At 64.5% G+C, this 25,575-nt stretch carries 21 protein-coding genes and 2 tRNA genes; 15 read left to right on the top strand and 8 right to left on the bottom strand.

Annotation, left to right across the window (positions count from 1 at the left end; genetic code table 11):
- Window positions 1–194 precede the first annotated feature (194 nt).
- Entirely contained in the window at window positions 195–398 is a 204-nt protein-coding gene (locus pbN1_RS20670) for a hypothetical protein (RefSeq protein WP_244857108.1), read from the top strand.
- 71 nt (window positions 399–469) lie between these two features.
- On the opposite strand, the gene pbN1_RS01665 is transcribed toward pbN1_RS20670, so the two are convergent.
- The 4 genes from pbN1_RS01665 to pbN1_RS01650 all read right to left on the bottom strand — a co-directional run bounded on the left by pbN1_RS01665 (window position 470) and on the right by pbN1_RS01650 (window position 6,948).
- Entirely contained in the window at window positions 470–5,287 is a 4,818-nt protein-coding gene (locus pbN1_RS01665; protein WP_169202131.1) for a DUF3320 domain-containing protein, read from the bottom strand.
- A 203-nt stretch (window positions 5,288–5,490) separates the two neighbouring features.
- Window positions 5,491–5,566, bottom strand: a tRNA-Asn gene (locus pbN1_RS01660).
- A 40-nt stretch (window positions 5,567–5,606) separates the two neighbouring features.
- Window positions 5,607–5,682 (bottom strand) — tRNA-Asn (locus pbN1_RS01655).
- 60 nt (window positions 5,683–5,742) lie between these two features.
- Window positions 5,743–6,948: an amino acid aminotransferase gene (locus pbN1_RS01650; RefSeq protein ID WP_169202130.1), complete on the bottom strand. Its 1,206-nt coding sequence runs from the start codon at window positions 6,946–6,948 to the stop codon at window positions 5,743–5,745.
- A 172-nt stretch (window positions 6,949–7,120) separates the two neighbouring features.
- On the opposite strand from pbN1_RS01650, the gene uvrB reads away from it, so the two are divergent.
- Together uvrB and pbN1_RS01640 are read left to right on the top strand one after the other, a co-directional pair.
- On the top strand, window positions 7,121–9,178 hold the full coding sequence (gene uvrB / locus pbN1_RS01645) for an excinuclease ABC subunit UvrB (RefSeq protein WP_169202129.1): 2,058 nt from the start codon (window positions 7,121–7,123) through the stop codon (window positions 9,176–9,178).
- 11 nt (window positions 9,179–9,189) lie between these two features.
- A complete protein-coding gene (locus pbN1_RS01640) occupies window positions 9,190–9,657 on the top strand; it encodes a low molecular weight protein-tyrosine-phosphatase (protein ID WP_169202128.1) in 468 nt (155 codons plus the stop codon).
- A gap of 116 nt (window positions 9,658–9,773) precedes the next feature.
- Here pbN1_RS01640 and pbN1_RS01635 read toward each other — a convergent pair whose 3' ends face one another.
- Window positions 9,774–12,791 (bottom strand): ribonuclease E/G, encoded by a 3,018-nt coding sequence (locus tag pbN1_RS01635; protein ID WP_169202127.1) that lies wholly within the window; start codon window positions 12,789–12,791, stop codon window positions 9,774–9,776.
- A 381-nt stretch (window positions 12,792–13,172) separates the two neighbouring features.
- Between pbN1_RS01635 and pbN1_RS01630 the strand changes: the two genes are divergently transcribed.
- The 3 genes from pbN1_RS01630 to pbN1_RS01620 all read left to right on the top strand — a co-directional run bounded on the left by pbN1_RS01630 (window position 13,173) and on the right by pbN1_RS01620 (window position 15,807).
- Window positions 13,173–14,132 carry an RluA family pseudouridine synthase gene (locus pbN1_RS01630; RefSeq protein WP_169202126.1) on the top strand — a complete coding sequence of 320 codons (960 nt, stop codon included), beginning with the start codon at window positions 13,173–13,175 and terminating at the stop codon, window positions 14,130–14,132.
- Window positions 14,125–14,781 (top strand): HAD-IA family hydrolase, encoded by a 657-nt coding sequence (locus pbN1_RS01625; RefSeq protein ID WP_169202125.1) that lies wholly within the window; start codon window positions 14,125–14,127, stop codon window positions 14,779–14,781. The genes pbN1_RS01630 and pbN1_RS01625 overlap by 8 nt, the downstream gene beginning before the upstream one ends.
- 75 nt (window positions 14,782–14,856) lie before the next feature.
- Entirely contained in the window at window positions 14,857–15,807 is a 951-nt protein-coding gene (locus pbN1_RS01620; protein WP_210147633.1) for a S49 family peptidase, read from the top strand.
- Window positions 15,808–15,838: 31 nt separating this feature from the next.
- On the opposite strand, the gene pbN1_RS01615 is transcribed toward pbN1_RS01620, so the two are convergent.
- The gene (locus pbN1_RS01615; protein ID WP_169202123.1) at window positions 15,839–16,558 is read right to left on the bottom strand and encodes an SAM-dependent methyltransferase; all 720 of its coding nucleotides are present in this window, start codon (window positions 16,556–16,558) and stop codon (window positions 15,839–15,841) included.
- Window positions 16,555–17,130, bottom strand: coding sequence for a Maf family protein (locus pbN1_RS01610; protein ID WP_169202122.1), 576 nt, complete (start codon window positions 17,128–17,130; stop codon window positions 16,555–16,557). Before pbN1_RS01610 ends, pbN1_RS01615 begins: the two co-directional genes overlap by 4 nt.
- Window positions 17,131–17,262: 132 nt before the next feature.
- Here pbN1_RS01610 and pbN1_RS01605 point away from each other — a divergent pair, with 132 nt between their 5' ends.
- The 9 genes from pbN1_RS01605 (at window position 17,263) to pbN1_RS01565 (ending at window position 23,818) form a co-directional block, all read left to right on the top strand.
- Window positions 17,263–17,766 (top strand): YceD family protein, encoded by a 504-nt coding sequence (locus pbN1_RS01605; protein WP_169202121.1) that lies wholly within the window; start codon window positions 17,263–17,265, stop codon window positions 17,764–17,766.
- A 27-nt stretch (window positions 17,767–17,793) separates the two neighbouring features.
- Window positions 17,794–17,973, top strand: coding sequence for a 50S ribosomal protein L32 (gene rpmF, locus pbN1_RS01600; RefSeq protein ID WP_169117865.1), 180 nt, complete (start codon window positions 17,794–17,796; stop codon window positions 17,971–17,973).
- An 86-nt stretch (window positions 17,974–18,059) separates the two neighbouring features.
- The gene (plsX, locus tag pbN1_RS01595; RefSeq protein ID WP_169202120.1) at window positions 18,060–19,073 is read left to right on the top strand and encodes a phosphate acyltransferase PlsX; all 1,014 of its coding nucleotides are present in this window, start codon (window positions 18,060–18,062) and stop codon (window positions 19,071–19,073) included.
- Window positions 19,070–20,035: a beta-ketoacyl-ACP synthase III gene (locus tag pbN1_RS01590; RefSeq protein ID WP_169202119.1), complete on the top strand. Its 966-nt coding sequence runs from the start codon at window positions 19,070–19,072 to the stop codon at window positions 20,033–20,035. The genes plsX and pbN1_RS01590 overlap by 4 nt, the downstream gene beginning before the upstream one ends.
- A gap of 15 nt (window positions 20,036–20,050) precedes the next feature.
- Complete coding sequence (gene fabD, locus pbN1_RS01585; protein ID WP_169202118.1) at window positions 20,051–20,980, top strand: ACP S-malonyltransferase; 930 nt, start codon at window positions 20,051–20,053, stop codon at window positions 20,978–20,980.
- A complete protein-coding gene (gene fabG / locus pbN1_RS01580) occupies window positions 20,977–21,735 on the top strand; it encodes a 3-oxoacyl-ACP reductase FabG (protein ID WP_169202117.1) in 759 nt (252 codons plus the stop codon). The genes fabD and fabG overlap by 4 nt, the downstream gene beginning before the upstream one ends.
- A 91-nt stretch (window positions 21,736–21,826) precedes the next feature.
- Window positions 21,827–22,066: an acyl carrier protein gene (gene acpP, locus pbN1_RS01575; protein WP_011238908.1), complete on the top strand. Its 240-nt coding sequence runs from the start codon at window positions 21,827–21,829 to the stop codon at window positions 22,064–22,066.
- Between the two features lie 21 nt (window positions 22,067–22,087).
- Entirely contained in the window at window positions 22,088–23,326 is a 1,239-nt protein-coding gene (gene fabF, locus pbN1_RS01570; RefSeq protein WP_169117860.1) for a beta-ketoacyl-ACP synthase II, read from the top strand.
- A 21-nt stretch (window positions 23,327–23,347) separates the two neighbouring features.
- Entirely contained in the window at window positions 23,348–23,818 is a 471-nt protein-coding gene (locus tag pbN1_RS01565; protein ID WP_169202116.1) for a protein YgfX, read from the top strand.
- Between the two features lie 2 nt (window positions 23,819–23,820).
- On the opposite strand, the gene nadB is transcribed toward pbN1_RS01565, so the two are convergent.
- Window positions 23,821–25,416 carry an L-aspartate oxidase gene (gene nadB / locus pbN1_RS01560; protein WP_425305747.1) on the bottom strand — a complete coding sequence of 532 codons (1,596 nt, stop codon included), beginning with the start codon at window positions 25,414–25,416 and terminating at the stop codon, window positions 23,821–23,823.
- Window positions 25,417–25,575 lie beyond the last annotated feature (159 nt).

Genomic DNA, 25,575 nt, shown 5'->3' with positions numbered 1-25,575 from the left:
CGGGGCAAGGAAGGAGTTGAATTTGCTTCAGGCAGTGTCCCTTCCGACTGCCCATCCTGGAGCCTACGATGATCTCGAGTGCCATTGAATTGTCAAGGCAGGAACGGGTTCCCCATCGATGGCACGTCCTCAAGATATTGCGTGCGATGCGATCGGGACATCCGTTCATACGACTTCTGGATATGTCGTGCCTGATGCACCTTGAAGGTGTTCCGCTGGCGGTGCATTTCTTCGGATACCTGGAGCGCAACGGCTACATCGCCCCCCGCGCGAGGGTGGGCCTGCTCGCCCACTACTACACGCTCACCTCCGAGGGCATCACGTTGTACGAGGAAGGGGAGCGCTGGTGGGGTTCGCTGGGGTGGCAGGAAAAGCTCTGGGTGATCTGGCAGGGGTAGATCTTGCGCAATCGCCCCCGTTTGCGTGGTCATCGACGATCGACACCGCTTCGCCTCCGACAGGCTTGATTTCAGGCCACTGCGTATCGATCGTCGACGAGCCGGATACGGCCGGTCGCGAGGAGCGTGTCAAGCTGTTCGCCCAACGCGCCAGCAATGTTGGCCGAGGCGCGCCCAAAGCCCAGGGCCTCGAGGGCGCTGGTGATGGCCGCATCCCGATCCATCGAGAAACCGGCCTGGATCGCCTGTAGCAGCGCGACGTCCAGCTCCTCCGGTGAGACCCATTCGATCCTGCGCTCGGCCGGCGCGAGGGTGCTGCGGCTTCTTGCTTGCACCTCGCCGCGGGGCTGGGTATGGAGGAATCCGCCCGCATAGTTGAACAGCCCGGAGCGCACGCCGTGTTCGACCGCCCTTGAAACCGCCTGCGTGATGCGACTGCCGGCACGGCTCACGCCGAAGGCCTCCATGAGGCGTCGGGTTACCTCGGCTTCATGGACGGGCGCCTCGATCGCGGCAACCTTCTGTATGAGGTCCGCCAGTTGCGGGACAGCGACCTCGTGGATCGCCTGGGCTCCTTTCCAGGGCGGCAGAACGGCTTTGCGGTAAGTCGCCACGGAGGGTGAGGTTGTCTCCTCGTCCGGTTGTGCACGCTCTATAAGGGGTGCGTTCACGGGCTTGATGGCGGGTTGAACAGGGCGGGCCGCCTTGCGCAGTGCGCGCGCGGCTTCGATTGCGGCGACTGCGCGGTCGAGTTCCCGCCCCGGGTCACGAAACCAGTCGGTGCTCCAGATCCGGTGGAAGATCCAGCCGAGGCCTTCCAGAACGCCCTGGCGCAGGCGGTCCCGGTCGCGAGCCGAACGTGAGCTGTGATAGGCCGCCCCGTCGCATTCGATCGCGAGGACGTAACGACCCGGCAGCTCCGGGTCCTTGACCGCCATGTCGATGAAATATCCGGCCGTGCCGACCTGGGGTTCGATCCGGTAGCCGCGCGCCTGCAGCGCGCTCATCACCTCCAGCTCGAACGGCGAGTCGGGGGTACGCCCCGTTTCCCGCGGGATGTCCAGCACGCGGGTCTCGGCGTACTTGAGGAAGTGCTTGAGCGCCCGCACGCCGTGACTCGCAGTCTCGTCGAGGTCGAGTTCCTCGCCGCGGAAGTTGCTGAAGACGGTCATGCCCATCTTCGCGCGGCTGATGAGTACGTTGAGGCGCCGCTCGCCACCTTCGCGGTTCAGCGGACCGAACTCTTTCGCGATACGTCCGGATTCGTTGCGCCCGTACCCGATGCTGATGAAGATGCGGTCACGCTCGTCGCCCTGCACGTTTTCCAGGTTCTTGACAAAGAACGGCTCGGTCGGATGGGCCTCGGTGAAGAACCGCTCCGGCCCGGGTGATTTGCGTCGCAACAACTCCAGCTCCACCTGAATCAGGTCGCGCTGCGCGACGCTGAATGCCACGACGCCCAGCGACAGGCCCGGGTGCGTTGTCGCATGGTCCATCACCGCCTGTGCGACCGCGCGGGCTTCCTCGCGATTGGTGCGCGTGCGCCCCCGGTCGTACAGCGCATGCGGAAGACAAACCATCTCCAAACCCGTAGCCAGCGCATTCGTGCCCGACGACGGGAAGATCGTGAGCCTGCGCTCGTAGAACTCGACATTGGATACGGCAATCAGCGATTCGTGGCGGCTGCGGTAATGCCAGCTGAGATAGCGCTCCTGGGCGCCGCGCGCGCGAAAGAGCGACAGCACGCTTTCGATGTCGGCGGTCACGTTGTCCTCTTCGTCGACTTCGACGTCGCGCCCGAAGAAATCGGTGGGCGGCATCTGGCGCGTGTCGCCGACGACGATCGCCTGCCGACCCCGCAGCAGCGCGCCGAACGCATCGACCGCCTTCACCTGGGAGGCCTCGTCGAAGATGACGACGTCGAACTCAACCTTGCCGGGCGGCAGGAAGCTGGCGATGGACATCGGGCTCATCATGAAGACAGGCTTGATCGCCTGCACCGCGCGGCCGGCCTGCTCCATGAGCTGGCGGATCGGCATGAGGCGCCGCTTCTTGTTGGCCTCGTTGCGCACGACGGCCATCTCTCCCGGATCGGAAAGACGCGGCTGGATCTCCCATATCCGCTTGGCGAGGCCGGCCTGCGCGTGGCCCAGGGACAGCTGGTCGAGGTGGCGGAAGCGGTCGATGAGGTGCGCCTGCTTGATCCGGTCGAACCGGGCGAGCGCAGGCGAGGCGCCGTAGGCCTGGGCGACGAGCCCCGCGTACCAACTGTAGTCGAACGCATGAACGAGGTCGTCCGCGTCGCGCTCCCAGTCCGCTGCCGCCTGCGCCACCTCGGGCAATCCGAGCGCGGCGAGTTCGTCGTGAAGGGCGTTGAAGCGGATCGTCTCGTAGATCGTCGGCACCGCCTCGAGCCACGTCGAAAGCTGCTCGCGCAGCTCGGCACAAGGGGAGTCGAGGAGCGTGGACGCCGGCCGGTTCCGGGCGAAACCCAGAAGGTCGATGATCGTGGTGACCCGTGCGCGCAAGTCGCTGGCAGCGGCGTGGATCGCTCCGATCGAAGTGCCCAGACTGCCGGCATCGGGGTGGCCGGCGAGGAAGCCGACGATGCCGGCAGGCAGCTGCCCTTTGCCCATATCGTCGTGGAGCCCGATGACCCATTCGCTCGACCGCCCGAGGACGTCCCAGTCGGAACGTTCGCCCATCCATTGGGCGCCGAAAAGCGCTTCACCGAGCGCGAGATGCTGGTCGTAAGTGCGCCTGCTCAGCTGGTAGCCGAGGATGCCGTCTACCAGCGCGAGCGTCGATGCGTTGTCCTTGGGCAGCGGCTTTTTGCACAGGCCCTGGAGGCGGGCACGGGCACGTCGATAGGCGCCCGAGAAAACGCGCCACCACTTTTCGCCCAGCTGCGCGAGGTGCTGGCGCTCGGTCAACAGGTCCTGCTCCCATGCCTGTTCAATCAGCATCCCGTCGTGCGCGCTGCGCGCCGAGGCCATCATGCGTCCGGCCGCAACGAGCGCCCGGATGGATTCGGGCCCGGTCTGCCAGACTGCGCTATCCAGCCGTACGCCGATGAGCGGGGGCGCTTCGGCCGCGCGCCGGGCCGTGCGGCAGATCACGTCGACATCCTGGAGCGTCGCCGGGCGTTCGAGGCCGAGGTGGGCGGCCAGTTGCCCGGCCGACTCCAACAGGCGTGACAGCACCGTGATGGCGTGCTTCAGCTCCTCCGTGACACGCGTCTGCTCGACGGGAGAGAACGTCGTGCACGCCGTCCCGTAGAACGTATTGAGCGACGGCCGGCCGTTTTCCCGCAGGTGATGCGCCAATTCCGCGACCTTCTCGCGGATGCGGGTATGGTCCCGCTGGGACCATGCCTTCATCGGCTCGAATGACCATACCGGCAAGCTCTCATGCTTGCGCTTGATGCGCAAATAATGGCCCAGTGCGGTGATGAAGGGGATGGTGCTCGCGCCGATGGCCGTATTGACTGCCTCGCAGTAGGCATTCAGCTCGTTGCGGACTTCCTTGAGCGCGGCCAGGTCGTCCGTGCCGTCGGCGGCCAGCGGGCGACCTTGCTGCAAGGTGCGCTCGAGCTCTCGAACCACCGATTGCTTGGTCGCCTTGTGGCTGTGCAGTTCGAGCACCGCGTCGCCCAGATGACACTCGTCGAGGCGGCGCTTGACCACTTCGAGCGCCGCCATCTTCTCGGCGACGAAGAGCACTTTTTTGCTGCTGGCCAACAGCTCCGCGATGATGTTCGTGATGGTCTGGGATTTCCCCGTGCCCGGCGGCCCCTGGATCACCAGGTTGCGGCCTTCCCGTGCCTCGAGGATCGCCATCGTCTGGCTGCTGTCGGCATCGCGCACGAAGCGCACCTCGCCCGGCTCGATGATCGTATCGAGGTGCGTGTCCTCGGCGACGAAAGCAGCCTCGTTCGAAAAGCCTTCGCCCAGCAGGCGCCCAAGAACCGGATGTTCGCTGGGGCGCTTGTCCTCGGGCCAGACTGCCTCGTCGAGGTCGTTGAACATCAGGAATTTGCCGAACGAGAAAAACCCGAGGTGGATTTCATCGGGTACCACTTTCCAGCGCGGCTGCTTCGAAACGCACCCGGAAACGGCCTCATAGAACGATTCGGTGCCCGGCATCTCGGATGCGTCGGCGTTCGCATCGGCCATGTACTGCGGCAGATCGAGCGCAAAGTCCGTCTTGAGCTTCGCCGCAAGCGACAGGTTCTGGATGAGGTCGTCGTCGCTGTAGCGCAGCCGGAAGACATCCCGGGTGCCCGTGCGGGACAGCTCGACGGGCACGAGCAGCAACGGCGCCTTGCGAAGCTTGTCGGAGGATTCCGCCTCGTACCAATGTAGGAAGCCCAGGGCAAGAAAAAGGATGTTTACCCCTTGCTCCTGGATGAAGGTCTGCGCTTCGGTGTGAATTTTCAGCAGGCTGAGGAATAGTCGCTCCTCGGAGAGAATCGTCTGCAGCTTGGTGTCCGTGTGCTGCCTGGCGATGTCGCCGCCGGCGACGTCCTCATCCGGCCAATCGGCGCCGTCGAGTTCTTCGACGAGGGCAATCGTCGCCGCGTCCTGGGCCGGGGCATCGACTTCCTCGCGGTCTTCACCCGACCCCGCGGCCGTGTCCTGAGCGGAGTCTGTCCTGACGATGCTGTTCCCGGTCTCTTTTCCGCCCTTCGTTCCTTTCTCGGGCGCGGGCACGAACGTCATGGCCTTGTTCTGCCGGTACAGGAGCTGAAGGATCTGCTCGGAGCGCTCATCGACGATCGCCAGGCTCCTGGGGCCGCTGCGGAAGTTGATCATCGTGTTGCGCAGCCCTATGTCGAGGAGGTCCTTTCGACTGCTGGCAAGCTTCTTTTTAATCTCTGCGTGCGACATTCACGTTACCTCTTCAACCTCAGCCCGGGCACAGGATACCGAACCCATAAAGCTGATCAATGGTAAGCGAATACGCTCTCTCCGAGGTCCGCCGCAGAAGTCCCGATGAAGCGGAGCCGGCGGCGTATCAAAGTGATGCGACCGGAAACGGGCCGGAAAAACAAAAGGCCAACCTGTGAAGGCTGGCCTTATCCTGCTTTTCTTGGCTCCCCGACCTGGGCTCGAACCAGGGACACACGGATTAACAGTCCGTTGCTCTACCGACTGAGCTATCGGGGATCGGTACGGTGTCCGGCGAAAACATCGCCTGGACTAAATTTGGCTCCCCGACCTGGGCTCGAACCAGGGACACACGGATTAACAGTCCGTTGCTCTACCGACTGAGCTATCGGGGAATTGAGCCGCGCAGTATAGATATCTGGCGCGGACCCGTCAATATTTGACCAAGATGATTTTCACGCCTTCGCGACGGACGCGATCGCCTTCGCGACGTAGCCGATATTGCGTGAGTTCAGCGCCGCGAGGCAGATCCGCCCCGTTGACACCGCGTAGATGCCGAACTCGTTCTTCAGCTGCTCGACCTGGGCGGCAGACAGGCCGGTGTAGGAGAACATGCCGCGCTGCTGGATGACGAACGAGAAGTCCTGGGCGACCCCGGCGGCTTTCAGGCTCTCGACCAGGCCGATGCGCATCGCGCGGATGCGATCGCGCATGCCGGCGAGCTCGTCTTCCCACATCTGGCGCAGTTCGGGGGCGTTCAGCACTGCGGCGACGACTGCGCCGCCGTGGGTGGGCGGGTTCGAGTAGTTCGTGCGGATGACGCGCTTGACCTGCGACAGCACGCGAGCGGCTTCGTCCTTGTTCGCGGTGACGATCGACAGCGCGCCGACGCGTTCGCCGTACAGCGAGAACGACTTCGAGAACGAACTGGAGACGAAGAACTGCAGGCCACTGGCAGAGAACAGGCGCACGGCGACCGCGTCCGGCTCGATGCCGTCGGCGAAACCCTGGTAGGCCATGTCGAGGAAGGGCACGAGGCCGCGCGCGCGGCAGGCCTCGACCACTTCGCCCCACTGCGCTTCGGTGAGGTCTGCGCCGGTCGGGTTATGGCAGCACGCGTGCAGCACGACGACGGAGCCGGCAGCCAGTTCGCCGAACTTCGCTTTCATGCCCGCGAAGTTCACGCCGCGCGTCGCCGGATCGTAGTACGGGTAGGTGTCGACCGCGAAACCGGCGGACTCGAAGATCGCGCGGTGGTTTTCCCAGCTCGGGTCGGAAATGTAGACGGTTGCGGCCGGGTTCAGCCGCTTCAGGTAGTCGCCGCCGACTTTCAGCGCGCCGGTGCCGCCGAGCGCCTGGATCGTCACTACCTGGCCGTTTGCGATCAGCGTGGAATCCTTGCCGAACAGCAGGTTCTGCACCGCGTTGTTGTAGGCTGGAGCGCCTTCGATCGGCTGGTAGCCGCGCGGCGGCATTGCCTCGAGGCGCGCCTTTTCGGCGGCCTTCACTGCGGCCAGCAGCGGAATCTTGCCGTTGTCGTCGTAATAGACGCCGACGCCGAGGTTGACCTTGTCGGTGCGGGTATCGGCGTTGAAGGCCTCGTTCAGGCCGAGAATCGGGTCACGGGGCGCCATCTCGACGGCGGCGAAGATCGAAGGCATAAACAACTCCAGGTTGGGCGGGCGCGCGGTCCGGCCCGAAGCCTCGTCTCGAGGTTCGGGTCCATGCTGCCGTGCTTTGAGCCGCGTTTTGGGAAATAATGGGCTTCTTGCCGTGGCCATTCCGTCCTGGACGGCAACCCGGCAAGCGCCTGAAACAGCCGGAAATTTTAGCATGACGAGTTCGACCGACAGCGTTCCGGTGATCACTTTCGTGGACAGTCCGTTCCGCCTTCACCAGCCATTCCCGCCCGCCGGCGACCAGCCCGCGGCGATCGACCTGCTTACCGAAGGGATCGCCGACGGACTGATGTACCAGACCCTGCTCGGCGTGACCGGCTCGGGCAAGACCTACACGATGGCGAACGTCATCGCCCGCTGCGGCAGGCCGGCGCTCGTGCTGGCGCCGAACAAGACCCTCGCGGCGCAGCTTTACGCGGAGTTCCGCGAGTTCTTCCCCGAAAACGCCGTCGAGTATTTCGTCTCGTACTACGACTATTACCAGCCCGAAGCCTACGTGCCGTCGCGCGATCTCTTCATCGAGAAGGACTCGAGCATCAACGAGCACATCGAGCAGATGCGCCTGTCGGCGACGAAGAGCCTGATGGAGCGGCGCGACGTCGTCATCGTCGCGACCGTGTCGTGCATCTACGGCATCGGCGACCCGGTCGACTACCACGCAATGATCCTGCACCTGCGCGAAGGTGAGCGCATCGCGCACCGCGACCTCGTGCAGCGTCTCGTCGCGATGCAGTACACGCGTTCGGACATCGATTTTCGCCGCGGCACTTTTCGCGTGCGCGGCGACGTCATCGACGTTTTTCCGGCCGAGAACGCCGAACTTGCGGTTCGCATCGAGCTGTTCGACGACGAAGTCGAACATCTGACGCTGTTCGACCCGCTCACCGGGCACCTGAAGCAGAAGCTCATGCGCTTCACGGTGTATCCGTCCAGCCACTACGTGACCCCGCGCGCGACGGTGCTGAAGGCGATCGAGGCGATCAAGGACGAATTGCGGGACCGGTCGGCGTATTTCCAGACATCCGGCAAGCTCGTCGAAGCGCAGCGCATCGAGCAGCGCACTCGCTTCGACCTCGAAATGCTCAACGAGATGGGTTTCTGCAAGGGCATCGAGAATTACTCGCGCCACCTCTCGGGACGCGGGCCGGGCGAGCCGCCGCCGACGCTGATCGACTATCTGCCGCCGGATGCGCTGCTGTTCGTCGACGAGTCGCACGTGTCGATTCCGCAGGTCGGCGGCATGTACAAGGGGGACCGCTCACGCAAGGAAAACCTCGTCGGCTACGGTTTTCGGCTGCCGTCCGCGCTCGACAACCGCCCGCTGAAATTCGAGGAATTCGAGCGCTTGATGCCGCAGACGATTTTCGTCTCCGCGACGCCCTCGACCTATGAAGCCGAACACCAGGGGCAGGTGGTGGAGCAGGTTGTGCGTCCGACCGGGCTGATCGACCCGGCGATCGAGGTCCGGCCCGCGACCACACAGGTCGACGACCTGCTGTCCGAAGCGAAGCGCCGCATCGCAGCCGGTGAGCGCGTGCTGGTCACGACGCTGACCAAGCGCATGGCGGAGGATCTGACCGACTACCTGGCCGAGAACGGGATTCGCGTCCGCTACCTGCACTCCGACATCGACACGGTCGAGCGCGTCGAGATCATCCGCGACCTGCGCCTCGGAAAATTCGACGTGCTCGTCGGCATCAACCTGCTGCGCGAGGGCCTCGACATCCCCGAAGTGTCGCTGGTCGCGATCCTCGATGCCGACAAGGAAGGCTTCCTGCGATCGGAGCGCTCGCTGATCCAGACGATCGGGCGCGCCGCGCGGCACATCAATGGCCGTGCCATCCTCTACGCTGATGTCGTGACCCGGTCGATGCGCGCGGCAATCGACGAGACCGAACGACGGCGGGCCAAGCAGGTCGCCTTCAACCAGGCAAACGGCATCGTGCCGAAGACAGTGAGCAAGCGGATCAAGGACATCATCGACGGCGTCTATGGAGGTAACGAGGAGCGCGAAGGGCGAACCGCGGCCGAACCGCAGCCCGAGTACTTTTCGATGGACGAGAAGACCGTGGCAAAATCGATCCGCAAGCTGGAAAAAGAAATGCAGGAGCACGCTCGCAACCTGGAGTTCGAGAAGGCTGCCGCCGCACGGGATGAGTTGTTCCGGCTGCGGCAGCGGGCGTTCGGCGCCGACCAGCACGGCACACCATGAAGGAGGAAAGATTGACGAAGATCCTGTTTGTCTGCACGGGCAATATCTGCCGGTCGCCGACTGCCGAGGGCATAGCCCGTCACCGGATCGAATCGGCCGGACTGTCCGCGGCGATCATGGTGGACTCCGCCGGAACATACGGCGCCCACGTCGGGGAACCTCCCGACCCGCGTGCCCGGAAAGCCGCCGGGAAGCGGGGCTACGATCTTTCCACGCTGCGTGCGCGAAAACTGGAGACGGCCGATTTCCAGAATTTCGATCTGCTTCTGGCAATGGACGCGGGCCATCTCGAGATCATGCGCGGCGTCTGCCCGGAAGTTTATCGGCCGAAACTGCAACTGTTCATGAATTACGCCCGCAAGCACCAGCTGAGCGAGGTGCCTGATCCCTACTTCGGCGGCGAGAGCGGTTTCGAGGTGGTGCTGGATTACTGCGAGGACGCCGTCGAAGGTCTGCTCGAGGAGATTGTCGGGCGTTGAGGTGAGCAAGAGCCCGCCCGCCGCTTCCGGCACGGCGGCAGAAGGTCAGGGCTGCAGCGCGAAAAAATGGGGCCGTCCGTGAGGAGGGCCCCATTCGCGCCAAAACGCAGCAAGGCTTATTTGGAGTGGGTTTCGACCTGCTGCAGCGGTTCGTTGACGATGACCGGCGCCGGACGCGGACGGCGTCCCAGCGGTCGGGCAGGAGTCTCGCCCGCCGTACTCGCCAGCTCTTGCACCTTGTCGCGGCTGGTCTCGATCATCACCAGGCCGCTTTCGGCCAGGTTCACGCCCAGGTCGATCGGAGCGGAGGGCGCCCGGGACTCGGCCGTACTGACTTCGGCTTCGGTCACGGCGACTTCGGTTTCCGGCGCGACGACATTTTGCGCGGGAGCCGCAGTGGGCGCCTGCTCGGTCACGGCCTCAGCCAATTCCTCGCTCGCGGATGCCTGTACCGGTTCGGGGCCTGCAGGGGCGAGAGGCTCCATGAGGCCGGCCTGCAGCGATTCGCGCGCACGCTCGGCCGCTTCGATCGCTGCTTCCGGTGCAATTTTCGCTTCGAGTGCCGGTTCAATTTCAGCTTCTCTTTCGGCCACAGGTTCCGCAGCGGTTTCGAGCTTCACCGGCGCGAACGCCGGCTCGGCTTCCGCGGGCGATTCAGCCTCGATGTTGGCTGCTGGATGCAGAGAGACAGGCAACGGTGCGGCTTCGGCTGTGACAACGACAGGTTCCGGCGAGGTGGCAGCGACAGGCATCGGGGCGGCAGCTTCCGCGGCAGCGACGGGCAGCTCAGCGGCGGCCTCGGCAACCGGCTCGGCACTGACGACTTGTGTCGTTTCCGGTGCTGTTTCGACGATCGGCATAGCCGCTTCGGCCGAGATATCCGCGGTTTCGTCGCCCGATGCAGCAACTTCTGCCTGCTGTTCGGTTCCGCGCCGGTCACGGCGGCCGCGGCTGCGGCGACGACGCTTCTCGGCGGCGCCCTCTTCGGCTGCGGGAGCGATTGCTGCGGCCTCCATCGGCGCGACCGGGGCGGCGATTGCGACGGTACTGACCGGCAATTCCACGACGTTGTCTACCACGGCTTCACCCTGCTTCGGCTGACTGCGCGGACCACGGCCCTGGCGCGTACGGCCGCCGTTGTCACGCTCCGGACGTGCCGGCCTGTCGCCGCGGTCGACGACGGCCTCGGGTCGTTCTGTACGCTCGGGCCGTTCGGGCCGCTCCGCGCGTTCGCTGCGCATCGACCCTCTTGCAGCCTGGGCGGCCAATGTCGACTCGTCACGCTCACCCCGTTCGGTGCGTTGCTGGCCATCGCGACGGTTGCGATTGTTGCCGCGGCGAGTATCGCTGCGCTCGACCCGCGGGCGGGGCTCCTGCTTCTGGGCAACCTCCGGAACCCTCTGCGGCGTCACGGCCGGCTTCTCGCTGCGCAGCCAGCCGAACAGGCGCTGGAACAGTCCGGCGGGCTTCGCGACGGGGGCGGGCGCCGTCACCGGTTCGGGTTTCGGTTCGACGATCGGGGCGGGCTGGGCCGGTGAGATTCCCTTCACGACGGCTTCCGCGCGCGGCGGCTTGTTGTCGTCTTTCGACGGCAGCCGCAGATCGATTTCCGCAGGTTTGCCGACCATCTGGTAGCTCGCCAGCGCGACTTCTTCCTGGTTCAGCTGGTCATGGCGCAGACGAATGATTTCGTGGTGCGGTGTCTCCAGGTGGCGGTTCGGGATGATGATCAGCTGGATCTTGTGACGGACCTCGATGTGCGCGATGTCCACGCGCTTCTCGTTGAGCAGGAAGGTCGCGACGTCGACCGGAACCTGCAGATGCACGGCGCCGGTGTTTTCCTTCATCGCCTCCTCTTCGAGGATGCGCAGGATGTGCAGCGCCGACGATTCGGTACTGCGGATATGGCCCGTGCCGTTGCAGCGCGGGCACGGGATGTAGCTGGTTTCGGCCAGTGCCGGGCGCAGGCGCTGGCGCGACAGTTCGAGCAGGCCGAAGCGGCTGATCTTGCCGGTCTGGACGCGCGCACGATCATGCCGCAGCGCGTCGCGCAGCAAACCTTCGACTTCGCGCTGGTTCTTTTGCGACTCCATGTCGATGAAATCGATGACGATCAGGCCGCCGAGGTCGCGCAAACGCAGCTGGCGCGCGATTTCCTCGGCCGCTTCGAGGTTGGTGCGAAACGCGGTTTCCTCGATGTCCTCACCCTTCGTCGAGCGACCGGAGTTTACGTCGATCGACACCAGCGCCTCGGTATGGTCGATGACGACCGCCCCGCCGCTCGGCAGGGTGACCTGGCGCGAGTACGCGGATTCGATCTGGTGCTCGATCTGGAAGCGCGAGAACAGCGGCACGTCGTCGCTGTAGCGCTTGACGCGGTTTACGTTGGCCGGCATCACGTGCGACATGAACTGCCGCGCCTGTTCGTACACGTCGTCGGTGTCGATCAGGATTTCGCCGATCTCGGGCTGGAAATAATCGCGGATCGCACGGATCACGAGGCTGCCTTCCTGGTAGATCAGGAAAGCGCCGGACTGCGACTGCGCTGCGCCATCGATCGCGCGCCACAGTTGCAGCAGGTAGTTCAGGTCCCACTGCAGCTCTTCGGCGTTGCGGCCGATCGCGGCGGTACGCGCGATCAGGCTCATGCCGGAAGGAATTTCGAGCTGATCCATGACGTCACGCAGCTCGGTGCGTTCATCACCCTCGACGCGACGCGACACGCCGCCGCCGCGCGGGTTGTTCGGCATCAGGACAAGGTAACGGCCCGCCAGCGAGATGTAGGTGGTGAGCGCAGCGCCCTTGTTGCCCCGTTCGTCCTTTTCGACCTGGACGATGAGTTCCTGGCCTTCCTTCAGCGCGTCCTGGATGCGGACCTTGCCGGCATCGGCGCCGGTGGCGAAATAGGTGCGGGAAATTTCCTTGAACGGCAGAAACCCGTGCCGCTCGCCGCCGTAATCGACGAATGCGGCTTCAAGACTCGGTTCGATGCGGGTGATGACGGCCTTGTAGATGTTGCTCTTGCGTTGTTCCTTGGCGGCCGATTCGATATCGAGGTCGATCAGTTTCTGACCGTCCACGATCGCGACGCGCAATTCCTCGGCCTGCGTCGCGTTGAAAAGCATGCGCTTCATTTATGTCGTTCCCCCGCGCGGAACCCACGGGCAGGACGAACGGCGCGCACCATCGCGCTTACTACGAGATCAGGAGCGGGTAGTGATGCCTACTTTTTTCTGGTCGGTAATGGGCTGTGATGGGTCGGCTGGTCGAATTCTCGCGTGTTCCCGCCGAAGGCCGGAACCCTTGATCCTGCGTGTGCGTTACGCGTCTAGATTCAATCAAATGGATTGAAGTTTGTCGATTGCGTTACCATCAATGCCTTTTTTGGCAGCGCTGGCACGTTTTGGTTGCCCGGGAGCTCGCATTCGGGCTCGTTGTCGTCCGTCCGCATCCGCTTTCGTGCGCGAGGGACTTCGACTGCAACCGGGGCCAACCGGGACTAAGTATATTTCAGGATGATGGGACAAGGCAAAGCGATTGCGGTACGGCGCGAACGGGTGGACGAGGCAGCCGCCGGTCAGCGCATTGACAACTACCTGTTGCGGATCTGCAAGGGCGTGCCGAAGAGCCACGTCTATCGCATCCTGCGCAGCGGCGAGGTCAGGGTAAACGGGGGGCGCGTCGCACCCACCTATCGTCTTGCGGAGAACGACGAAATCCGCATTCCTCCTATCCGGCTGGCCGAGAAGACGGCAAGCGGGCCCGCTCCGGCCGGAGAACCGCTGCCGGTGGTCTTCGAGGATGAAGCGCTGCTGGTGGTGGATAAACCGTCGGGCAAGGCAGTGCATGGCGGCAGCGGCGTGAGCTTCGGCGTCATCGAGCAACTGCGCAGCCAGCGCCCCGATGCGCGGCTGCTCGAGCTCGCGCATCGAATCGACCGCGAGACATCCGGTTTGCTGATGATCGCGAAAAAACGGTCGGCGCTGACCGCGCTGCACGACATGATGCGCGAGGGGCGCGTCGAAAAGCGTTACTTGACGCTGGTTGCCGGCCGCTGGGCGAACCCGCTGCAGCACGTCAAGGAACCGCTGTTCAAGTACCTCACACCCGAAGGCGAGCGGCGCGTGAGGGTGAGCGGCGACGGAAAGGCCTCGCACAGCATCGTGAGGCTGGTCCGGCGGTGGTCGCGGTTCAGCCTCCTCGAAGTCGAACTCAAGACCGGACGCACCCACCAGATCAGGGTGCACCTCGCACATCTGGGTTTTCCGCTGTGCGGCGACGACAAGTACGGGGATTTCGCGCTGAACAAGTCCCTCGAGGCCGAAGGCCTGAAGCGGATGTTCCTGCACGCGGCACGGCTGTCCTTCGCCCACCCCCTGACGGGCGAGGCGATCACGCTGACAGCCGATCTGCCCGCCGAATTGCAGTCCTTCCTCGCCCACCTCGACGCCACGGAGCCGCGCAAGCATGGCTGACCGCTACGATCTAATCGTTTTCGACTGGGATGGCACGCTGATGGATTCGGCTGCGGCGATCGTCGCGGCAATCCTGGCCGCGTCGCGCGACCTGAACCTGCCGGAGCCTTCGGAAGAACGTGCGCGCCACGTGATCGGCCTCGGCCTGTCGGACGCGTTGCGCCATGCGGTGCCCGAACTTGCCGAAAACGACTACCCGCTGATGGTCGAGCGTTATCGCTTCCATTACCTGTCACGCGACCACGAGCTGACGCTTTTCCCCGGCGCAGCCGCGATGATTGCGCAGCTTGCCGCGATGGGACGGAGCCTTGCGGTCGCGACCGGCAAGAGCCGGCTCGGGCTCAAGCGGGCGCTGGAGCAGACCGGCCTGGGGCCGTATTTCCACACCACGCGTTGCGCCGACGAATGTTTTTCGAAGCCTCATCCGGCGATGCTCGAAGAGATCATGGACGAACTCGGAATTGCGAAGCATCGCACGCTGATGGTGGGCGACACTACGCATGACCTGCAGATGGCGAAGAATGCCGGCGTCGACTCCCTGGCGGTGGCGTTCGGCGCCCATCCGCGCGCGGCGCTCGAGGCGGAGTCGCCTGTCGATGTCCTCGCGACTCCGGGAGAACTGGCGGTATGGTTGCGCGATAACGCCTGATCTGCGAGGGGCGGAAACTCACGCTCGTGCCGGTCGTTGAACATGATGGCGACGTTTATTTGACGGAACAGGATGATGGATAGCGACAAGCGTGACGATGACTGGGCGCGGAGCGTGCTCGAACGACTCGCCCTCGAAGCGCTTGTCGAGCAGCGACGTCGACGCCGCTGGGGAATTTTCTTCAAGTTCGTGGGGTTCGGATTCCTTGGCGCGGTGATTTACCTGATGGGGGATTGGGGCGCCTCCGCCGAAAAGCGCGCCGAGGGCCGGAGCTATACGGCGATGGTATCCGTCGAAGGCGTCATCGATTCGGGCAGCGAGGCGAGCGCCGGGCAGGTGATCGCGTCGCTGCAGGAGGCGTTCGCGGACCCGGCGGTGCGCGGCATCGTGCTGCGCGTGAACAGCCCTGGCGGCAGCCCGGTGCAGGCGGGGATGATCAACGACGAAATCGCGCGACTGCGCGGAACGCGGCCGGATCTGAAGGTGGTCGCAGTCGTGGAGGATGTATGCGCGTCGGGCGGCTATTACGTTGCCGTCGCGGCGGACAGCATCTACGTCGACAAGGCGAGCCTGATCGGATCGATCGGCGTCCTGATGGACAGCTTCGGCTTCGTCGGTGCGATGGACAAGCTCGGCGTGGAGCGGCGCCTGCTGTCGGCCGGCGAGAGCAAGGGGTTCCTCGACCCGTTTTCGCCGCAGCGGGCGAGTCATCTGGCTCACGCGAAGGTATTGCTCGACGACATCCACCAGCAGTTCATCAAGGTGGTGCGCAACGGGCGAGGCGACCGGTTGAAGGAGATCCCGGAGATGTTTTCGGGGCTGGTGTGGACTGGCGAGCGCAGCATCGAACTGGGTCTCGCGGACGATTACGGCACGGTCGAGTCAGTCGCGCGCAACGTGTTCAACGCCGAGGAGGTGAAGGATTTCACGCAGCGGCGGAACTTTGCCGAACGCTTCGCGCAGCAATTTGGCGCGAACGTTGCGGAAAGCGTGATGAGTTCGCTCGGGCGCGTCAGCCTGCGCTGACCGTCTCCGGTGCCTGCTGGAACGGGTCGGATCAGCGCGCCAGAATGAGGAACAGGGCAGGGCGCCGCGCGAGATCCGGCTTGGGGGCGCGCTGCCATTCGGCGATGCTGCGCGTGCGGATCCATTCGTCGTCGGTCGTCAGGTTGCGCGCGACACACAGGCGCGAAGTCGGGTGGCAGACCGCGAGCAGCGCTTCATAGAGCCGCTCGTTGCGGTAGGGCGTCTCGATGAAGATGTGCGTGCGCTGCAGCCGGCGTGACTCTTCTTCGAGTTGGCGGATGCTCCGGTCGCGCTCGCCTTCGGCCACCGGGAGATAGCCGTTGAACGCGAAGCTCTGGCCATTGAGCCCTGAGGCCATCAGCGCGAGCAGGATCGACGAAGGTCCGATCAGCGGACGGACTGCGACCTCCAGCGCATGCGCGCGGGCCACGAGTCGTGCTCCCGGATCGGCAACGGCCGGGCACCCGGCCTCGGACATCAGCCCGATGTGCTCCCCGGCAAGCGCCGGCTGGAGCAGCGCGTCGAGCTCGGCGTCGCTGTCCCGTTCGGGCAAGACGCGGATGTCCAGCTCGCGCAGTGGGGTTGGATGTTCGAGGCGCTTGAGTTCGGCTCTCGCCGTCTTGGCGTTTTCGACGACGAAGTGACGGATGCCTGTCGCGATGTGTTGCGCTTCGGCCGGCAGGAAGCGCGTCCACGACGTGTCGCCGAGGCTCACCGGCACCAGGAACAACGTTCCGGATGGCGGCTTCATGGCAGCTGGAGGCCTTCGGCCCGCAGCATGCGCGACAGCGCGATCAGCGGCAGGCCGACCAGCGCGGTCGGATCGTCGCCGGACAGCGAGTCGAGCAGCGTGATTCCCAGCGCTTCGGACTTCGCGCTGCCGGCGCAATCGAGCGGACGTTCCTTGTCGACGTAACGAACGATCTCGTCGTCGGACAGCTCGCGAAACTTCACCCGTGTCGGGACGTTCTCGCAACGGACCTGCCCGCTGCGTGCGTTGACCAGTGCCACCGCGGTATGGAATATCACCGTCGCACCTCGCATGCGTCGCAGCTGTCCGATGGCGGCCGCGACCGTCCCGGGCTTGCCGAAGATTTCGCCGTCCAGGTCGGCAACCTGGTCACTGCCGATGACCAGCGCGTCCGGATATCGCACCGCAACCGCGCGCGCTTTCTCCACTGCGAGGCGATTCGCCGTATCCGCCGGCATCTCGCCGCGCAAGGACGTTTCATCGACGTCGGGGCGGGCCGTCTCGAACGGTAGCTGGAGACGCTCGAGCAGCAGGCGCCGGTACGCGGAGGTCGAAGCGAGGACGAGTTTCATCGGTGTCGGGCGTATCGCGGGAGTAGAGATTGATTTCAGGCGGTTGCCCAAGGCAATGCCGGCGATCGAATATCGCACGGGTGCTTCAGCTATTTTGACAGGGCAAGCCGAAAATAATATCATGCGCGCCTTATGTCGCAACGATGCCTTATTCCGGATCCGTTCAAGTTTGCCGCCGAGGGGCGCAAGCTGTCCGGCGCAATCCCGTCTGCGGATCTCGGGCGGCTCGCGGATGTGATCCTTGATGCCTCCGGGGAAGTCGCCTATGAGCTGACAGGGGAGCTGGGGGTGGATCGCAAGCCGCGCCTCAGGCTGCGCGCCACCGGAGTGTTCCCGTTGCGGTGTCAGCGGTGCCTGGGTCGAATGGATTGGCCGCTGAGCATCGAAACGCTGCTCGAACTGGTCAGGCCCGGGCAGGCGATTCCGGAAGGCGAGCTGGAAAACGATGAATTCGATGCGATCGAAGCGACGCCGGATCTGGATGTCCTGGCGCTCGTCGAGGACGAAATCGTACTCGCGGTGCCCATAGCGCCGCGGCATGAAAAGTGTGACGTGCCACGTCCTTCGGACGGGGCGGAAAAGAAATCGCCTTTTGCTGCGCTCGAGAAGCTTCGCAAGAGCGATAGCGCAACTTAGGCGCGATATTTGTATTAGGAGCGTTTCATGGCTGTTCAGCAGAACAAGAAGTCCCCTTCGAAGCGTGGCATGCACCGTGCGCACGATTTTCTGACCGATCCTCCGCTGGCGGTCGAGCCGACCACCGGTGAAGTGCATCTGCGTCACCATATCAGCCCGAGCGGCGTGTACCGCGGTAAGAAGGTCGTCAAGACCAAGGGCGAATAAGTCCGGTTACCGGAAACGGCGCGGCGCCTTGTGCGCCTGCGCCGTTTTTTCATCCGAATCAATTGTTCGAGCCACGCGAGAAGCCGATGGGTGTCACCGTTGCGATCGACTGCATGGGTGGCGATCATGGCCCGGCCGTGACCGTTCCTGCTGCGCGAGCGTTCCTGCGCAATCATCCCGAAGCCCGCATCATCCTCGTCGGGCGCCAAGATGCGCTCGAGCAGGCGATGGCCGCCATCGGGAACGGATTCGGCGAGCGGCTTTCGCTCCGCGCCGCGTCAGAAGTCGTCGCCATGGACGACCCTCCGGCAATCGCCATGCGCACGAAGAAGGATTCGTCGATGCGCGTGGCGATTGACTTGGTGAAGTCGGGTGAGGCGCAGGCTGCAGTGTCGGCTGGCAACACCGGCGCGCTGATGGCGATTTCGCGCTTTGTGCTGAAAACCTTGCCGGGAATCGACAGGCCGGCGATCGCCACCATTTTGCCGACGCGCAAGGGGCAGACGTACGTCCTCGATCTGGGTGCCAACGTCGACTGCCTGCCCGAGCATCTGCTCCAGTTCGGCATCATGGGCGCAATGCTGGTGTCGGCCGTCGAGCATCTCGACCGGCCGACGGTTGGTCTGCTCAACATCGGCGAAGAAGCGATCAAGGGCAACGAGGTGGTGAAGCGGGCCGGGGAGTTGCTGAAAACGAGCGGTCTGAACTTCTACGGCAATGTCGAAGGTGACGACATCTACAAGGGTACGACCGACGTCGTGGTGTGCGACGGATTCGTCGGCAACGTCGCGTTGAAGACCTCCGAAGGGCTGGCGCAGATGCTGGCGACTTTTCTGCGCGAAGAATTTAGCCGCAATCTGCTCAGCAAGGCGATGGCGCTGATCGCGATGCCGGCGCTCAAGCGCTTCAAGCATCGCGTCGATCACCGTCGGTACAACGGCGCGGCGCTGCTCGGATTGCGCGGCGTAGTCGTCAAGAGTCACGGCTCGGCCGATGCGTTCGCGTTCGAGCAGGCAATCCACCGCGCCGCCGAGGCGGCATCGAACCGCTTGATCGAGCGCATTACCGAACGGATGACGGCTATGGGGGTAGCAGCATGATCTACGCACGGATCGCCGGAACTGGCAGCTTTCTGCCGGGCGAGCCGGTAACCAACGATGACTTGGTGGCGCGCGGTATCGATACGTCGGACCAATGGATCATCGAACGGACCGGAATCCGCACTCGGCATCTGGCGGCGGCGGAAATGTCGTCGAGCGATCTGGCGAAGACAGCGAGCGAGCGCGCGCTCGAAGCGGCAGGAGTGCGGCCCGACGACATCGACCTGATCATCGTCGCGACCTCCACCCCCGACTGCATCTTTCCCAGCACCGCCGCACTGCTCCAGTGGAAGCTCGGCATTCGCAATGGCGCTGCCGCGTTCGACGTGCAGGCGGTTTGCAGCGGTTTCGTCTACGGGCTGACGATTGCCGAGAAGTTCATCCGCTCCGGCAGCCACAAGCGCGCGCTGGTCGTCGGCGCCGAAGTGTTCTCGCGCATTCTCGACTGGTCCGATCGCGGCACCTGCGTCCTGTTCGGTGACGGCGCCGGCGCGGTCGTGCTCGAAGCGGCCGAGGCGCCGGGAATCCTGGCGAGCGCGCTGCACGCCGACGGAAGCCATCATCCGATTCTGTGCGTTCCGGGGGGGGTGGCGGCTGGCCAAGTCGTCGGCGACCCGTTCCTGCGCATGGACGGCCAGGCCGTGTTCAAGTTCGCGGTCAGGGCGCTGGGCGACGTCGCGCTGGAAGTGCTCGACCAGGCGGGCGTCACGGTCGACTCGGTGGACTGGCTGATTCCCCACCAGGCGAATATCCGCATCCTGCAGGCGACTGCGCGCCGTCTCGGCGTCTCGATGGACAAAGTGATCACGACCGTCGATCGCCACGGCAACACCTCCGCGGCATCGATTCCGCTGGCGCTCGACCTCGCCGTCCGCGATGGCCGTATCCGGCCGGGGCACCGCTTCATCATCGAAGGGGTAGGTGGCGGCTTCACCTGGGGCGCGGCGCTGCTCCAATTCTGATACAGGACGGATACGATGGTTTTTGCGCTGGTTTTTCCGGGACAAGGGTCGCAATCGGTCGGCATGATGTCGGCCTACGGTGAACGGGCCGAGATTCGCGACACCTTTGCCGAAGCGTCGGATGCACTCGGCGAGGATTTGTGGCAGATGGTGAGCGAGGGGCCGGCAGAACGGCTCGCGCTGACGGTGAATACCCAGCCGCTGATGCTCACCGCCGGGGTCGCCGCGTACCGTGCGTGGCTGGCTGCCGGCGGGCCGAAGCCCTCGCTCGTCGCCGGTCACAGCCTCGGGGAATACTCCGCGCTGGTCGCCGCCGGAGCGCTGAGCTTCAAGGATGCCGTGCCGCTGGTGCGCTTTCGTGCGCAAGCGATGCAGGAGGCGGTTCCGGCAGGCGAGGGGGCAATGGCAGCGCTGCTCGGCCTCGACGTCGATGCGGTTCGCGAGGCATGCGCCGAGGCGTCCCGCGGCGAGGTCGTCGAAGCGGCGAACCTGAACGCGCCGGGCCAGATCGTCATTGCCGGAGCAAAGGGTGCGGTCGAACGCGCGATCGAGGCGGCGAAGGGGCGCGGCGCGAAGCGCGCGATGTTGTTGCCGGTCAGCGCCCCGTTCCACTGCGCGCTGATGAGGCCGGCAGCCGAGCGGCTGGCCGAGCGCCTCGCGACGGTCACGATCGCGCGGCCCGAGATCGCGGTGCTGAACAACGTCGATGTCGCGGTGTGCGATGAGCCCGCTGGAATCCGCGACGCACTGGTCCGCCAGGCGTTCTCGCCGGTGCGCTGGATCGAAATCGTCCAGGAAATTTCCCGGCGCGGCATCGGCCACGTCTTCGAATGTGGCCCGGGCAAAGTGCTCGCGGGGATGACCAGGCGGATCGCAGGTGACTTGCAGGGGGGCTCGATTCACGACGCCGCCAGTCTCGAACTCTCGATCGCGGCGGTGAAATGAGCGCAACGAATTCACCCCTGAAAGGGGCAGTGGCGCTGGTGACCGGCGCTTCACGTGGTATCGGCCGCTCCATCGCACTCGAACTGGGTCGGCTCGGCGCCACGGTCGTCGGGACGGCGACTTCGGAAGCGGGCGCAGCGGAAATCGGCAAGAGCCTGCTGGAAGCCGGCGTTGAAGGCTGCGGCCTCGCGCTCGACGTGACCGACGGCGCTGCCTGCGAGGCAGCGATCGGAGAGATCGAAAAGCGTTTTGGCGCGGTCGGCATTCTCGTGAACAATGCGGGCATCACGCGCGACAATCTCGCGCTGCGCATGAAGGACGACGAATGGGATACGGTGATCGACACCAATCTCAAGTCCGTCTTCCGCATGTCGCGCCTGGTCATGCGCGGGATGATGAAGGCGCGCGGCGGGCGCATCATCAACATCACTTCGGTGGTCGGCAGCGCCGGCAATCCCGGACAGGCGAACTATGCGGCAGCAAAGGCCGGGGTAGCCGGCATGAGCCGCGCCCTCGCGCGCGAACTCGGCAGCCGCAACATCACTGTCAATTGCGTTGCACCCGGATTCATCGACACCGACATGACCCGCGCACTGCCCGAGGCCGCGCGCGATGCGCTGCTGGGCAACATCGCGCTCGGTCGTCTTGGCCGACCGGAGGAGATCGCCGCGGCGGTCGCCTTCCTTGCTTCACCCGCCGCTGCTTACGTGACCGGGACGACCCTGCACGTGAATGGTGGTATGTACATGTCGTGAGCGCCGGCCGCGATAGCGGTTGCCATCCTTTTTGGTAGAATACGCCGGCTTTTTTATTCATATCTGGATCATTCAGGGAAGGAGTTTGTTCATGGAGAACATCGAACAGCGCGTCAAGAAGATTGTCGCCGAGCAGTTGGGCGTGAACGAATCGGAGATCAAGACCGAGTCGTCTTTTGTCGACGATCTGGGCGCGGATTCGCTGGACACCGTCGAACTGGTCATGGCGCTGGAAGAAGAATTCGAGTGCGAAATCCCGGACGAAGAGGCCGAGAAGATCACCACGGTTCAGCAGGCGATTGACTACGTCACCGCTCATCTGAAGAAATAAATCTGATTACCGGAGCGAACATTGACCCGTCGCAGAGTCGTCATTACCGGTCTCGGGATCATCTCGCCGGTCGGTAATACCGTTCCGGAGGCCTGGGACAACATTGTCAACGGCCGCTCCGGCATCGGCGAAATCACGCGTTTCGATGCCTCCAGCTTCCCGGTCAGGATTGCCGGCGAGGTGAGGGGTTTCGACATCGGCGCCTACCTTTCTCCCAAGGAGGCGCGCCGCATGGATATTTTCATTCACTACGGCCTGGCAGCGGGCATCCAGGCGTTCAGGGATGCCGGACTGGACGTTACCGCCTCCAATGCGGAACGCATAGGGGTCAACATCGGATCGGGGATCGGCGGTCTGCCGATGATCGAAGCGACCCACGACGATTTCCTCAAGGGCGGGGCACGCAAGATTTCCCCGTTCTTCATTCCCGGCACGATCATCAACATGATCGCCGGCAACCTGTCGATCATGCTCGGACTGAAGGGCCCGTGCCTGGCGATGGTCACCGCATGTACCACGGCGACGCACTGCATCGGCGAGGCAGCCCGCCTCATCCAGTACGGGGATGTCGATGTGATGGTGGCCGGCGGCGCCGAATCCACCGTCACTCCGCTCGCCGTCGGCGGCTTTGCCTCGGCGAAGGCGTTGTCGACGCGCAACGATGATCCGCTTACTGCCAGCCGTCCGTGGGACAAGGGGCGCGACGGTTTCGTGCTCGGCGAAGGCGCCGGCGTGCTGGTCCTCGAAGAGTACGAGCACGCAAAGGCGCGGGGCGCCCGTATCTACGCGGAAATATCCGGCTACGGCATGAGCGCCGATGCTTATCACATGACGGCACCGGCCGAGGACGGCGACGGCGCCGCGCGCTGCATGGCGAACGCGATGCGCGATGCCCGCATGACGGTCGAGGAGATCGACTACGTCAACGCCCACGGCACTTCGACGCCGCTTGGAGACGTGGCCGAGACGACCGCGGTAAAGCGCTGTTTCGGCGATCGGGCAAAGTCGATCGCGGTGAACTCCACCAAGTCGATGACCGGTCATCTGCTCGGGGCCGCGGGAGGTGTGGAAGCGGTGTTCACCGCGCTGGCCCTGCACAACCAGATCGCTCCGCCGACGATCAACATTTTCGAGCAGGACGAGCGGTGCGATCTTGATTACGTCGCGAACAAGGCGCGTCCGATGGAGATCCGGGCGGCGCTTTCGAATTCGTTCGGGTTCGGGGGCACGAACGGCACGCTGGCGTTTCGTCGCATCTGAACGGGCGGGATAGCGCTCCGCATGCGCTATCCGCTCGAACTGCCGCTCAGGCCATCCCGGCAGGCACTGATTATGATCGCCGCGATCCACACGATCGCGGCGATCGCATTTCTGCGTTCGTCGCTTTCCGGGCTGGCTCTCTATCCTGTTCTTTTCGTGCTCGCCGTATCGCTCTTCGCCGGCCTGCGCGTCGAGTGGAGCAAGGCGGGGCGAGTTCTGACCCTTGAGAATGATGGAACGCTTCGCGACGGCAGCGAAGTCGCGACGCTGCTACCGGAGACGGGGTGCACCGATTTTGGATGGGCGGCGTGGCTGCAGTGGCGACGCGACGAGGCGGAGGGTGCCGGTACGCGCTGTCGCGGGTCGATCATGCTGCTACCCGGTAACCTGCCCGGTGGACAGTGGCGGGCGCTGCGCATCTGGTTGCGGCAGAAGGTTCGTGCCGCCCGGGAAGAGGTGGGGGTGCGCGAAAACCCGGGCGGGAAACCGTAGAATCAGGTTTTTCGGGGCTGCAGGATCGTCGGGAGAGCCTCGTCGAGCAGTCCCGGATAGTCGCGCGAGAAGTGCAGGCCGCGGCTTTCCTTGCGCTCGAGCGCGCAACGCACGATGAGATCGGAAGTGACGACCAGATTGCGCAGTTCGATGAGATCGTTGGTCACGCGGAAGTTCGAGTAGAACTCATTGATCTCGCTCGTCAGCAGGCGGATCCGGTGCTGAGCGCGCTGCAGGCGCTTCGTTGTCCTGACGATGCCGACGTAGTCCCACATCGCTCGCCGCAGTTCTGCCCAGTTGTGGGCGATCACGACCTCTTCGTCGGCATCGGTCACCCGGCTCTCGTCCCACTCGGGCAGCGCAGGAATCGGGTCGCGGGGGCGCGCCTGGATGTCTTTCGCGGCCGCTTCCCCGAATACCAGGCATTCGAGCAGCGAGTTGCTCGCAAGCCGGTTCGCGCCATGCAGGCCGGTGCACGCCGACTCACCGACGCAATAGAGGCCGGCTACGTCGGTACGAGCGGCCAGGTCTGTGACGACGCCGCCGCAGGTGTAATGGGCCGCCGGGACGACGGGAATGCCTTCGCGCGTCATGTCGATGCCGAGTTCGAGGCAGCGCGCGTGGATATTCGGGAAATGTTCCCGCAGCCAGTCGGCCGGCTTGTGGCTGATATCGAGATAGACGCAGTCGAGGCCGCGTTTCTTCATCTCGAAGTCGATTGCGCGGGCCACGACGTCGCGCGGGGCAAGCTCCGCCCGCGGGTCGTGCTCCGGCATGAAGCGTGTGCCATCGGGGAGTCTCAGGACGCCGCCTTCGCCTCGAACGGCCTCGGAAATCAGGAACGACTTGGCTTGGGGATGATAGAGGCAGGTCGGATGAAACTGGATGAACTCGAGGTTCGCGACGCGACAACCGGCGCGCCAGGCCATCGCGATCCCGTCGCCGGTGGCGACGTCCGGATTCGTCGTGTAGAGGTAGGCCTTGCCGGCGCCTCCGGTTGCGAGCACGGTGCTGCGCGCCGCGATCGTGATCACGCGTCCATCGGCGATGTCGAGCACGTAGGCCCCGAGGCAGCCTTCGCCACTGCGTCCGACCTTCTCGCCGAGGATCAGGTCGATCGCGATGTGGTTCTCGAGAATGTGGATGTTCGGATGCGCGCAGACGCGCTCGGTGAGCGTGGCCTGGACGGCGGCCCCGGTGGCATCGGCTGCGTGGATGATGCGGCGATGGGAGTGCCCGCCCTCACGCGTCAGGTGGTATCCGATCGCGGACTGGTCCTCCCGGGTGAAGGGAACGCCCCGGCGTATGAGCCATTCGATCGCAGCCTTACCGTGCTCCACGACAAAGCGGGTCGCCGCCGGGTCGCAAAGGCCCGCGCCCGCCGTGAAGGTGTCCTGTATATGGGCTTCGATGCTGTCGGTGGCGTCAAGTACCGCTGCAATGCCGCCCTGCGCCCAGGAACTCGCGCTATCCGCGATGGAACGTTTGGTCACCAGCGCAACGCGCAGATGGTCCGCAAGGCGCAACGCCAGCGATTGGCCAGCGGCGCCACTGCCAAGAATGAGTACGTCGTATTGTATTGACAAGGTCGTGAGCATCCAGGGTCGGTCGCGCGCCGGAATATAGCACGCCGCAGGGAAGGGCCGGAGTCCACGCATACATTGGATTCGCCGGAATCACAAGACCCCTTTGCCGTCTGAACTATTCCTGGAAGGCTGTGTCTGTTGCAATAGCTTCGGCTTTGCCGGACTCATGGG

Source organism: Aromatoleum bremense (assembly GCF_017894365.1).
GTDB lineage: Bacteria > Pseudomonadota > Gammaproteobacteria > Burkholderiales > Rhodocyclaceae > Aromatoleum > Aromatoleum bremense.
This window is presented reverse-complemented; position numbering and strand designations above follow the sequence as displayed.